This window comes from [Muricauda] lutisoli (nom. illeg.) (genome assembly GCF_017313105.1).
Taxonomy (GTDB): domain Bacteria; phylum Bacteroidota; class Bacteroidia; order Flavobacteriales; family Flavobacteriaceae; genus Flagellimonas; species Flagellimonas lutisoli.
This window is the reverse complement of sequence record NZ_JAFLND010000002.1, coordinates 335,745-348,361: the sequence shown is the minus strand read 5'-3', so window position 1 is coordinate 348,361 and position 12,617 is coordinate 335,745. Positions and strand designations below refer to the sequence as shown.

Sequence of the window (12,617 nt, the reverse complement as noted above, 5' to 3'; positions counted from 1 at the left end):
AACTTACGTTACAAGCTTAAATAATGAAGAAATCAATTTTATTTTCTGCGATTTTACTGGTCGGTGCTTTTCAAGTAAAAGCGCAACAGGACGATGCTGTTGTAAAGGTAGATTCGTTAGGCGAAGTTGTGGTGACCGCAAACCGAATTAACCTTCCTTTCAAGGAAAATTCAAGAACCATTAATATCATCACTTCCAATGATATTAAAAATAGTGCTGCTGTAAATGTTGCAGATTTACTACAACAAGTTGCGGGTGTAGATATAAGAAGACGTGGTACCGGTGGTAGCCAAGCAGATTTGTATATAAGAGGAGGTGGTTTTGACCAAACCCTATTATTAATAGATGGCGTTAAAATGGACGATGCGCAAACGGGGCACCATACCATGAACGCAGCTTTGCCATTGGAGGTTATAGAAAGAATAGAAATTATAAAAGGTCCCGCTGCACGGGTTTTTGGACAAAATGCATTTGCTGGCGCTATTAATATAATTACCAAGAAGAATTTGGATAATTCTGTTTCCTTAAATGTAGAAGCGGGTTCTTTTGGGCAATTAAACGGCAGTGCAACTGCTGGTATCGATAAGGAAAACTCGACTCATATCATACATGTGGGAAGGATGACATCTGAGGGGTATAGAAATAACTCAGATTACGATAATGGTAATTACTTTTTAAAAAGCATTTTCAATAAAAATGCGCAGCCTATTGAAATGACAGCTTCTTTCTTGGAGCGTAATTTTGGTGCTGAGAATTTTTATACCACTAACCCTACATTTAATGAGTATGAAGAAACCCAAAACAGCCTTTTGGCGTTTTCTACCACCTTTAAGAAAAACAAACTGAAAATACAGCCAAGAATCTATTGGAAACGTAATCAAGACTTGTTTCTCTTGAGGCGAAATGATCCTGGTTTTTATAGGAACATGCACATTTCTAACAAGGTTGGGGTAGAAACCAATGCCTCTTATGCCTCTAAATTAGGAATTACAGGATTTGGAGTAGAGTTTTCTAAAATCTATCTAAGAAGTAATAATCTAGGTAACCCAAACCGTTTTATGTCCAATGTGTTTTTAGAGCACCGTTTTAGTGTAGCGGATAGCAAGTTGGATATTACTCCAGGTGTGGCGCTAACCTACTTTTCTGACTTTAAGTTTAAAGCGTTCCCTGGATTGGATATAGGTTATAACCTTACCAATACTTTTAAAGTATATGGTAATATTGGTTATACCTACCGCATACCGACTTATACAGATTTGTTCTATAACGACCCAGTTACCAGTGGTAACGCAGATTTGGAGCCAGAAGAAGCTTTTGCGCAAGAATTAGGCTTGAAGTACACCTCTCCTAAATTTAATGCCAGCGTTGCCATTTTTAATAGAGACGCAGACAATCTAATAGATTATATTAGAAACGATGTATCTGAAGATGTATTTGTAGCTACAAACATTACGGAAGTAAATACTAAAGGCTTAGAGTTAGATGCTGCTTATAATTTTAAGTTCAAAGACTTTACGCAAACCTTAAGTGTAGGCTATGCTTTTTTAGATGATAATATTTTAGATCAAAACGAAGAATTATCCCGTTACTCTTTAAATACGCTAAAACACCAATATACCACGCGCTTAAGCACACAATTGTTCAAAAATGTACGTCAGAATATAATTTATAAGTATGCAGAACGTACTACGGGACAAACATATAATGTTTGGGATGCATCATTGGCTGTTAAAGTAAAACAGGCGGAGTTTACCATTACTGCAAGTAATATTTTCGATGCAGATTACATCGAGTCTGGTTTTGTACCTATGCCGCCAAGTAATGTTCTATTTGGCTTGCGATATAGTTTTAAATAGGCACAACAACCCATGGAATATTAAAAACCTTTGCAAAAATATTGGAAATGATACGGATGGTGGCCACTACCCCGTATTGTAATGCCGTGGGCACAAGTGCGATTGTCGCGGGAAGAACGGAACGAGGCCGCCAAGGAGAAAGGTAAATAGGTACCCAAGGAGAAGTTCCCGAACTATATAAAAACCTTTTATTAATTTAGGGTTTCAAATTCCTTGAAATTTTGAAGCTGAATCTTGAACAGATACCTCGGGAAAAAACCCTGACAAAGCAGGAGTTTATCCAAAAATATTTCAAGCCTCAGAAGCCTGTTGTAATCGAGCGCTTTATTGAGGATTGGCCAGCCTATTCCAAGTGGAACTTGGATTATATGAAGGAAATTGCCGGGGACAAGGAAGTGCCCCTGTATGATGACCGCCCCGTAAAGCATGACGAAGGCTTTAACGAACCCCATGCCAAAATGAAAATGACGGACTATGTGGAGCTTTTAAAAAGTGGCCCTACCAAATACCGCATTTTTCTTTGGAATATTTTAAAGGAAGTTCCGGAACTTCAAAAAGACTATACTTATCCAGATTTTGGATTACGGCTTATGAAAGGGTTGCCCATGTTGTTTTTTGGAGGGGAAGATTCGCATACTTTTATGCACTACGATATTGATTTGGCAAATATTTTTCATTTTCATTTTGAAGGAACAAAACAATGTATTCTTTTTTCACAGGACGAGACCAAGTTTTTATATAAGATACCCCATTCCTTGATTACTAGGGAAGACATAGATTTTACCGATCCCGATATGCAAAAATGGCCCGCCCTGCAACGTGCAAAAGGTTACATTACGCATTTGGAACACGGGAATGTACTTTATATACCTGAAGGTTATTGGCACCACATGAAGTATATAACAGCTGGTTTTTCCATGAGTTTACGGGCCATTGCCAGAAAACCCAAAAATCTGGGGAAGGCAGTCTACAACATTTTTGTGATGCGCCATTTTGATAACCTGATGCGAAAACTCAGAGGCCAAGAATGGATTGATTGGAAAAACGAAGAGGCTGTGGAACGAACGCAGAAACTATTACTGCAAGATTGAGTTATTTGATAAGTTCATTTGCTTTTTCGTAGACCAAATGACTTTCCCAACCCCGGTATAGCAGGTAATCGGACAGTTTCTTTTTTTTCTTGAAGGGATTCGTCTCTTTTATTTGACCTAATCTCTTTTTGGCGAGTTCGTCAAAAGTTTTTAGGTAATCATCATTCTGTATTTCCGCCAAAGCACTTTTAATATTGTAAGTGGAGATACCACGAAACTTTAATTCCCTGGTAATTCTATTGCTCCCCCACTTTTTAATATTGAATTTGCCTCGTGCAAAGGCCTTTGCAAAACGTTCTTCGTTAAGGAAATTCTCTTGGATCAGATGTCCCACGATTTGATCGATGGCCTCTGGAATCATGTTCATGGCCCTTAATTTTTCCGTGACTTCCTTGTGGCATCGTTCCTGGTAGGCACAGTAGCGTTCCATCTTTTTGGTAGCCTCTTGGACAGAGTAAAATTTTTGGGAAGAAAACTGGGATTCCATCTATGTTTATTCTTTTGTTACCATAAGTGCGTTACTTGAAAAAGTGAGCATGGTTTTTCCGTTTTCCGTTACAGTTTCTGCATTACCTTCTGTCACTTTATATTCGCCTTCGGGTAAAATAAGTTTAATTTTCCAGTCAGTTTTTCGTTGTTGTATTTTAATTTGATCGGATTCCTTGGATATTGTATGCCATATCGAAATCTCGTTATCTCCTACCCTTACGTTTTCCAACGAAGCATTGTTCCACTCAGTGGGCATTTGAGGTTCAATAACCACTGTTTTCTCATGGGCCAATGGTTGGATACCAAAAAACTGGTTTACAATGGGAACCGCAAAGGCATAAATATTCCAAGCCTGCGTCATCATCCCATAGTCCGGGGAAACCTCGTACATACTTCCGGGTAGTGCGTAACTAAAAGAACGTGACATTCTTTTTAAATAATCAAGTGCTTGGTCAGGGCGTCCATAATTATTTTCTGCGACTGCCTGCACTCCAGTGGGCAATGTCATTACAGCACCGGTATAAGAAAACACTTTACTTCCCTTAAAAGTTCCGTCTTCTTGACCGGCTGTCTCGTCGCGATCAATTCCCGTTACGAACACCCCAAAAGGATTTGTAAATTTCTTTGCTTTATCCAAGCCCAAAATTGCTTTCGTTGAATCCGCTATGCCCATTTCCATCGGGGTATTCACCACCCAGTTATGATATAGTACAAAAGGCTTAGGTTCATCGGACGGATTTCGTAAAATTTGCTGTTTTGTGGTTGTAAGTTCCTCAATGGCCCAAGGTTTGTTCAACGTATCTGCCCTTACCAAGGCGTCTTCTATTAAATGCAGTGCTTGTTCATCAGAACCAATAAAGTCGGCATAGGATTCAAAAGTATCGGACCAAAATTCAGTATTTATTTTTTGTCCAAGCTCATCAGCCAATTCTTGATACCCCTGCGCCAATTCAAATTCGTCCAGCTCAGCTGCCATAAGAGCGGCATCGGCAAATGCTCGTTGCGTATAGGAGGCAACATCTATCATTTCACTATCAAGGCCGTGTATCTCCATCATGCCAAAACCATCTGGGAATAGATTTTGGTTGTCATCATTCTGTTCCAAAAGCCATTTTAAGCCTTTTTTGACCGTTGGAAAATATGTTTCAAGAAATTCTTTATTGCCGTTCCACTTATAAATTTCCCATATCAACGATGCAAATTGAGGTGTTTCATTGATGTTCCCTTTATTAAAAACAACACCATTGGTGGACATTTCATGAAGTATCCTACCATTACCATTGACAGCTGTAGAAACACTGTCCAAAAGTTTTATGGTATTCATTACAATACTCTCCTGGCCAACGGCCATGTATCCTTTAAGGGCATATTCGCTGTCCACGCCAAACCACCAGGGGTAGTCCGGTATACCGGCGCCAATGCCTGTTCCTATCTCGGGTACGGTTCGTACAAGCCAATCGCAATTATATTTTAACCATTCAAATGTTTCTTGTAAGTGCTTGTCGGGAATAGTTAGTTTGGACTGGTTGGCAAGTTGTTCGTAACGGTCTTTTTTTGCTTTGGCCAACTTTACTGGGTCCTCTAAAATGTTATGGTATGCATTAAGCGCATTTTCACGGGAAATATATGAACCGGCTAGGGCAAAATTTAGAGTTTTCTCTGAATTGGCGGGGATTTCAACAAGGTATTTAAGTGCGTTGGATGTACCTTTTTTATTGTCCGACCCTTTTATCGCTTCGGAGGAAATAGGTGTTTGGTCGGATCCAAAAACAGTGTACCAAGAATTTAAACTATCCTTGGCTATCCAATACTTTTCTTCGAATGTAGCTGAATCCTTGGAGTCTATCATGTCTGAACGCTCCCCCAACCATGTTGGTCGCAAGTTGGCATGACCCACAAAATCCACGCTACTTTCAATGTTTTCTTGGGTGTTGTTTTTGATTAGAAACTGTACAAAAACACCTTGGGCATGATCCGGAACAAATTGAATCCGTTCAATGGTGAGACCTTCTTTTTTAAATTCGAATATATGCTTATTTGCATATGGATAGTTTACAAACTTGGAGGCCTTGTCCAATGGTAAAACTTGGCCATTGACCGCTACTTTTGCTTCAAAACCGTCCATAAGTTTTATGGGATGGTTCCAAACTCCTCCCATTTCACCCTTAATGTGCCATCCAAGCTCTGGAAAGGTTCCATTCTGATGACCAACCATATATACTCTGTTTCCAGCAGTGACATAGGGAGAGTTCAAGTAGGTTTCCTTTCCACTGATTTTTGGGGATTTTTCCAATAGACTGGATAAAGGTTTCTCCACTTGTGAGGAACATGCAAGGATTAAAATACAGATTAGGAAGAGAGTGGTCGTTTTCATTATTTATGGTGCTTGCCAATCAAAAATACTGCTTTGTACCAAACTGGTAAAAACAAAAAAAGCGACCCCGTTTCCGAGGTCGCTTTTTATTATGGTCGTATTGTTTTGCCATCTTTGTCCTTAAAGCGATATTCAAGGTATTTGTAGGCATCCCTAGGTTGTATTTTGACCCATTTTTTATAGGTCTTGAACCACTTGGAACGAATGGAAGGGAATCCCTTGGTAAGGTAGGCCGCAATAAACGGGTGTATGTTCAATACAATACCGTTGTTTTTGCGCCCTGGTTTAAGGATTCGCTCCAAATCTGCCTGAATCTTGTCGATCAAGACAATGGGAGCTTCTACTTCGGCACCCGATACATTCGGGTTTTCCTCGCTGGTTTTGATATTCATTTCGGGACGAACACGTTGTCTGGTAATTTGGACAAGTCCAAATTTACTGGGGGGCAAAATTTTGTGTTTTGCTCGGTCGTCCTTCATTTCATCCCTAAGGTGATCAAATAATTTACGTCTGTGGTCACCTTTGGTCATATCAATAAAATCTACCACAATGATTCCTCCCATATCGCGTAACCGTAATTGCCGTGCAATTTCGGTAGCAGCTAAAAGGTTGACTTCGAGAGCGGTATCTTCTTGGTTTTTTGCCTTGTTGGAACGGTTACCACTGTTTACATCAATAACGTGTAAAGCTTCGGTATGTTCAATCACAAGGTAGGCCCCACGGCTCATGGATGCTGTTCGGCCAAAAGAGGTCTTGATTTGACGCTCTATCCCGAATTTCTCAAAAATTGGGGCCGAACCGGTGTACAACTTTACAATGGATTCTTTTTCTGGTGCAATCTCGTGCAAATAATCCTTGATTTGGTTGTATAAAGTTTCTTCATCAACATGGATTCCAGTAAAGGAATCGTTGAAAACATCCCTAAGGATGGATGACGCCCTGTTCAGTTCCACCAAAACTTTGGATGGATGCGACGCCCTTTGCAATTTCTTGCACATGTTTGTCCATTTGGAAAACAAGTTCTGAAGATCTTTGTCCAGCTCTGCAACCTTTTTGCCTTCTGCTACGGTACGAATGATTACTCCAAATCCCTTGGGCTTAATACTTTTTACAAGTCTAATAAGTCTGTCCTTTTCCTCTTTGCTCGCTATTTTTTGGGATACCGAGACTCTATCGGAAAAAGGTACCATGACCAGAAAGCGGCCGGCTATGGAAAGCTCGGAGCTGATTCTTGGTCCCTTTGTTGATATGGGTTCTTTTACTATTTGTACCAGTAGTGACTGATTGGCTTTTAGTACATCATTGATGCTGCCATTCTTGTCAATGTCTTTTTCAAATGGAAAATTTCTCAGGGAATAATCTTTAAGCTTCCCTGTTCTAGCTTTTTTAATGAATTTCAACATGGAGGACAGTTGCGGGCCGAGGTCATGATAATGCAGGAACGCATCTTTTTCATAACCTACATTGACAAATGCTGCATTTAGGCCTGTAACGGGTTTTCTTATCTTGGCTAGGAAGATATCCCCTACGGAAAAGTTGTTGTTGTCCTCTTCCTTGTGTAATTCTACTAATTTTCCATCCTTTAGTAAGGCAAAATCGACTGCATCAGGAGTAGATCTTACGATTAATTCTCTATTCACCTGAATCGATTTTTATTTATCCCACATGAATTTTGGGATAAATGATTAAACAATATATAGAATCGGTTATTTTTCGAACCGATTGAAATTCGTTTCTTGAATCTCTATGTCAAAGAACGTAATAGGGTAAAACGAAAAAGTAGTTGAAACAACTACTTTTTCTTGTGTCGGTTAGCTCTTCTGCGCTTCTTGCGCTTGTGCGTAGCTACCTTGTGTCTTTTTCTTTTCTTTCCACTCGGCATATGGCTCTTGCTTTAGTGTTGTTAATTATATTATTTTACTTGTACATTGGTTTTTACGCCTTCCACAAAAACTTTGGCTGGCTTAAATGCAGGAATATTGTGTGCAGGAATTTTGATGGTAGTGTTCTTAGAGATGTTTCTACCTGTTTTTTCCGCTCTGGTCTTGATGATAAAACTACCAAAACCTCTTAAATAAACATTATCACCATTCTCCAAGGATGATTTCACCTCTTCCATAAAGGATTCAACTGTCGCTTGCACATCTCCTTTTTCGATACCTAGTTTTTCTGAGATCCTAGTTACAATATCTGCTTTCGTCATTTCGTCTTATTAATTTTCTAATTTTTTTCGGCTTGCAAATATAAACATTATAATTAATCTTTCCCTTTAACCCTTTAATTTTAAGTATATAAACTGATACATTTGACCTTTATTACTTTCTTTAATGAATTTTGCCCCTAAAATCCTGAATTGGTACCATGAACATCAGCGTAAACTCCCCTGGAGGGAAACACGAGATCCCTACAAAGTTTGGCTGTCGGAGATTATTCTGCAACAGACCCGTGTTGCCCAGGGAATGCCGTATTATTTAAGGTTTGTGGAAGCTTTTCCCACAGTTTATGATTTGGCCGATGCGCCCGAGGAACAAGTGCTCAAGTTGTGGCAGGGACTAGGCTATTATTCCCGAGCACGCAATTTGCACGCCACGGCCAAAATGGTGGTGGAAGATTTCAACGGGAAATTTCCAAAGACATATAAAGAGCTTAAAACCTTAAAAGGGGTGGGCGATTATACCGCAAGTGCCATCGCATCTTTCTGTTTTGATGTTCCGGAACCCGTTGTGGACGGGAATGTATATCGTGTTTTGTCGCGTTATTTTGGGGTCGATACACCTATCAATAGCACTCAGGGCATCAAATATTTTAAGGAACTTGCCCGCGAAGTGATGGATCCTGCGAACATTAGAGACTACAATCAGGGAATAATGGAGTTCGGGGCTGTGCAATGTGCACCTAAAAAACCATATTGTTTGTTATGCCCGCTCCAAGAAAGTTGTGTGGCGCTACAAGAGAACAAGGTAGACCGACTTCCTGTAAAATTGAACAAGACCAAGGTGCGGAACCGATACTTTAATTATATAGTATTGCTGGACGATGATGGCAATACCGTTTTGGAACAGCGAACGGGCAAAGGCATTTGGCGGAATTTATATCAGTTTCCACTTATTGAGTCGGAAAAGAAGCTTCAGGTCGAAGAATTGGGGCACTTGATCCAGAAAAAAGATGTTGTTCCCAAAACAGAGTCCATGTCATTATATAATAATGAACCCATTGTGCACAAACTGTCGCACCAACATTTGCACACACAATTTTGGATCCTAAAAACTTCTGATATATTGGAAAAAGGAATACCATGGAAAGAAATCGGTGGTTTTCCCGTACCAGTTTTGATAGCAGATTTTATCAGGACATTGAAAATTTAGTACTTTTGATTAATTAAGAGAGATATGAGCGGAACATTGAACAAGGTAATGCTGATCGGGCATTTGGGAGACGAAGTGAAAATGCACTATTTTGAGGGCGGTAATTGTATCGGTAGATTCCCTTTGGCAACCAATGAGACCTATACCAACAGGCAAACGGGTGAAAGGGTGACCAATACGGATTGGCACAATATTGTAGTGCGAAACAAGGCCGCTGAAATTTGTGAAAAATACCTCAGTAAAGGAGATAAGGTTTATGTGGAGGGCCGTTTAAAAAACAGGCAATGGCAAGGTGAGGATGGCAATATGCGGTATACCACCGAAGTGCACGTGCAGGATTTTACCTTTTTGACGACCAAGAAGGAAAGTATGGCTAATGCGCAATCGTCGGGGTCATCGCCCGCCAATTACCAAGAACCACCCAAGGCCGAGAGCCCCGCAGCTCCTACCGATAATTCGGAGGAAGAGGATGACGACCTACCATTCTAAATAAAAAGACTAAAAAAGCAATATTAAATTGGATCCCGAGCCCCATTGTTTGGTATTTTATCTTACCACTTTTAGTGGAATCTTCACTTTAAAAATTGTTGTGCTAGTGCTTCTTCTGGCTTGCTCTGCACTGATTTCAGCTGCAGAAGTGGCTCTTTTTGGCCTTTCACAGACCGACGTGAACGAAATGAACGAGAACAATTCTTCGCGTAGCAAGTTGATTGTGGAATTACTGGATAAGCCCCAGAAATTGCTGGCAACCATTCTAATTACGAACAACGCCATCAATATTGGAATCGTGCTTTTGTTCAGTTCAATCGGCAATACCATTTTTGAAGGGGTCGATGGAACTTTCCGCTTTTTATTGGAAGTAGTGGTCGCCACCTTTTTGATCTTGATGTTCGGGGAAATTTTGCCCAAGATATACGCCAATCGCAACCGAGTACAGTTTTCGCATTTTATGGCAGTTCCACTAAAAGCATTGAACTATTTGTTTTCCCCTTTAAGTTCGCCGATGCGTGCCGTAACGCTTTTTATGGAGGATAAATTGGGGAAGAAAAAATCCAACTTGAGCATAAACCACCTTTCACAAGCTCTTGAACTGGCCTCTGAAGGGGATACCACCAAGGAAGAACAAAAAATTCTAGAAGGTATCGTAACCTTTGGAAACACGGATACCAAACAAGTGATGCGGCCCCGGATAGATATTTTCGCGGTAAACGAAAAAATGAAGTTCCCAGAGGTGTTGCAGGACATAAAAAAGAATGGATATTCCCGAATTCCTGTTTTTTCTGAAAATATGGACAACGTTTTGGGCGTTCTCTACGTGAAAGACCTTTTACCTTATATAGACAGAAAGAGTTTTAATTGGATGTCGCTCATCCGTGAGCCTTACTTTGTGCCGGAAAACAAGAAGTTGGATGATTTGCTGTTGGAGTTTCAGGACAAGAAGAATCACCTGGCCGTTGTTGTGGATGAGTACGGAGGTACCTCGGGAATAGTCACTTTAGAAGACATTATAGAAGAAATTGTTGGTGATATTAGTGATGAGTTTGACGACGAAGACCTGGTCTTCTCCAAATTGGACGACCACAATTATGTATTTGACGGTAAAACCGCGCTAAAGGATTTCTATCGTGTGGTGAAGATTGAACAAGAGGACGAGTTTGAAAGCCAAAAAGGAGAATCGGAGACCATTGCGGGATTTGTTCTGGAAATTTCAGGCAGTTTTCCAAAAATAGGAGAGAAAGTATTGTTCAAGGACTACCAATTTATTGTGGAAAGCATGGATAAGAAAAGATTGAAACGCATAAAAGTAACATTGCCCCATGAAGCATAGGATTGTATTTTTTGTAGCTGTAGCGGTAGTTTTAGTAAGCTGTAAAGATGAAGTTTTGCCCAAGCCCAAGGCCATGCTGCGATTGGATTATCCTACAGCGGAGTACGTGCAATCCGGGGCAGACTGCGTGTATACTTTTGACAAGAACACACTATCCAATATCAAAGAAAACAACGATTGTTCCATGGTATTGGATTACCCGATGATGAACGGTTCCATATACCTTACCTACAAACCTGTCCAAGGTAATTTGGACACACTGCTAGTGGATGCCCAAAAACTATCCTACGAACATGTGGTGAAAGCCGATAATATTGTGGAGCAGCCTTTTATTAATAAAGAAGACGGTGTTTACGGAATGTTCTACGAAGTTAGCGGAAATGCAGCATCACAATCGCAATTTTATGTAACCGATAGCATTGATCACTTTGTGACGGGTTCTTTATATTTCTATGCTAAACCCAATTACGATTCCATTCTTCCTGCGGCCATGTACTTGCAGAACGATATTAGAAGAATTATGGAAAGTTTACGATGGAAAAAGTAATTATTGTACAGTGTCCTTGGCAAGCAGTGCCTCGGCACGTGCAATACTGCCATTGATTTTTTCCTTCACCACTTTCACTTTCTCTTCCTCTTCGTCCAGCCACTGCTGTTTTTCTTCGGAAAGTGCTTTACCTTCCAAAATTTCTTCGTGATTGAATCGGTCTCCAAAGTCTTTCATCCAATCCATCATCGCTGTGTTGGCGTCCTGTAGATCTTTCATCGCCACTTCATATTGCCGTCCCATTTCTGTGGAATCTACCTTAGGCTTTAGTTCTCCCACCAATTTACCGATAGTGCCCATTTTGGGCATCACCTCGTCATGAATTGCCATGACTTTATCCATTTGGGCAGTGGATTCTGTAGAGGTTGCTTTGTCCACTTGTTTCTGTTTACAAGAAAAACTTAGGAACAAAACCGTACAAAGTAATATGGAAAATATTTTTCGCATGATCATTAATTTGAAAACAAAAATAAACAGGAAAAGTTTAGTTGAACAATAATGGAACTTTAATAAGTATTAATGGAAAGTCAAATATATTGCGATAGGGAAGGTTTTTAAGTGACTTTGGTCACAAAGCAATAATTTTGGCTGCCTTAAATTTGATGGTTGATTTAATTTAGAAGTAGTATTACATTGAAAAACCTTTCAAATACTTTACATAGACAAATAGGATTTTCTTTGTTGTTCATCATTTTGATACTGGTGAGCAATCTCCGTTTTTCGTCTATGTATGTATATTACAGTTTGGATAGGGAGGGGTTTATAGAACAACTTTGCGAAAACAAGGACAAACCTGAGCTAAATTGTAATGGTAAGTGTATGTTAATGCAAATGCTCCGTGCACAAGAGGAGGACGATGAGCCAATACCCGTGATAGGCTGGGAAGAGGTGTTGGTGTTTTTCATGGATTTGCCCGATTATAACCTGCCCAAGGATACTGGGGCAACTGCCAATACTTTCTACTATAAAGACTCTTATTCCTATAGCTTTAGCAATACCCTTATCAAACCTCCGATGATTTAAGATTGACACGAAAGCGGCCAATACCCATGGCCTAAAGTATAATC

The 12,617-nt window shown here is 40.0% G+C and carries 12 protein-coding genes; 7 read left to right on the top strand and 5 right to left on the bottom strand.

Annotation, left to right across the window (positions count from 1 at the left end):
* Positions 1-23 precede the first annotated feature (23 nt).
* Together J0X13_RS08880 and J0X13_RS08875 are read left to right on the top strand one after the other, a co-directional pair.
* Positions 24-1,856: a TonB-dependent receptor plug domain-containing protein gene (locus J0X13_RS08880; RefSeq protein WP_207071093.1), complete on the top strand. Its 1,833-nt coding sequence runs from the start codon at positions 24-26 to the stop codon at positions 1,854-1,856.
* A 221-nt stretch (positions 1,857-2,077) separates the two neighbouring features.
* Positions 2,078-2,947 carry a cupin-like domain-containing protein gene (locus J0X13_RS08875; RefSeq protein WP_207071092.1) on the top strand — a complete coding sequence of 290 codons (870 nt, stop codon included), beginning with the start codon at positions 2,078-2,080 and terminating at the stop codon, positions 2,945-2,947.
* Position 2,948: 1 nt separating this feature from the next.
* On the opposite strand, the gene J0X13_RS08870 is transcribed toward J0X13_RS08875, so the two are convergent.
* The 4 genes from J0X13_RS08870 to J0X13_RS08855 all read right to left on the bottom strand — a co-directional run bounded on the left by J0X13_RS08870 (position 2,949) and on the right by J0X13_RS08855 (position 8,013).
* Entirely contained in the window at positions 2,949-3,377 is a 429-nt protein-coding gene (locus J0X13_RS08870) for a regulatory protein RecX (RefSeq protein WP_242535688.1), read from the bottom strand.
* Between the two features lie 63 nt (positions 3,378-3,440).
* Positions 3,441-5,810, bottom strand: coding sequence for an alpha-L-rhamnosidase-related protein (locus J0X13_RS08865; RefSeq protein WP_207071090.1), 2,370 nt, complete (start codon positions 5,808-5,810; stop codon positions 3,441-3,443).
* A gap of 89 nt (positions 5,811-5,899) precedes the next feature.
* Positions 5,900-7,450: an Rne/Rng family ribonuclease gene (locus tag J0X13_RS08860; protein ID WP_207071089.1), complete on the bottom strand. Its 1,551-nt coding sequence runs from the start codon at positions 7,448-7,450 to the stop codon at positions 5,900-5,902.
* Positions 7,451-7,722: 272 nt separating this feature from the next.
* A complete protein-coding gene (locus J0X13_RS08855; RefSeq protein ID WP_014032385.1) occupies positions 7,723-8,013 on the bottom strand; it encodes an HU family DNA-binding protein in 291 nt (96 codons plus the stop codon).
* Between the two features lie 124 nt (positions 8,014-8,137).
* On the opposite strand from J0X13_RS08855, the gene mutY reads away from it, so the two are divergent.
* From mutY to gldD, 4 genes are read left to right on the top strand one after another with little or no spacing between them, the layout of a single operon-like run.
* Entirely contained in the window at positions 8,138-9,175 is a 1,038-nt protein-coding gene (mutY, locus tag J0X13_RS08850; protein ID WP_207071088.1) for an A/G-specific adenine glycosylase, read from the top strand.
* Between the two features lie 24 nt (positions 9,176-9,199).
* Entirely contained in the window at positions 9,200-9,664 is a 465-nt protein-coding gene (locus J0X13_RS08845) for a single-stranded DNA-binding protein (protein ID WP_207071087.1), read from the top strand.
* Positions 9,665-9,692: 28 nt separating this feature from the next.
* Complete coding sequence (locus J0X13_RS08840; RefSeq protein WP_207071086.1) at positions 9,693-11,003, top strand: gliding motility-associated protein GldE; 1,311 nt, start codon at positions 9,693-9,695, stop codon at positions 11,001-11,003.
* Complete coding sequence (gene gldD / locus J0X13_RS08835) at positions 10,993-11,550, top strand: gliding motility lipoprotein GldD (protein WP_207071085.1); 558 nt, start codon at positions 10,993-10,995, stop codon at positions 11,548-11,550. Before J0X13_RS08840 ends, gldD begins: the two co-directional genes overlap by 11 nt.
* On the opposite strand, the gene J0X13_RS08830 is transcribed toward gldD, so the two are convergent.
* Positions 11,551-11,997, bottom strand: coding sequence for a hypothetical protein (locus J0X13_RS08830; RefSeq protein ID WP_207071084.1), 447 nt, complete (start codon positions 11,995-11,997; stop codon positions 11,551-11,553). It abuts the gene before it with no gap.
* A gap of 279 nt (positions 11,998-12,276) precedes the next feature.
* On the opposite strand from J0X13_RS08830, the gene J0X13_RS08825 reads away from it, so the two are divergent.
* Positions 12,277-12,573, top strand: a complete 297-nt coding sequence (locus tag J0X13_RS08825) for a hypothetical protein (protein ID WP_207071083.1) — start codon at positions 12,277-12,279, stop codon at positions 12,571-12,573.
* Positions 12,574-12,617: the final 44 nt, after the last annotated feature.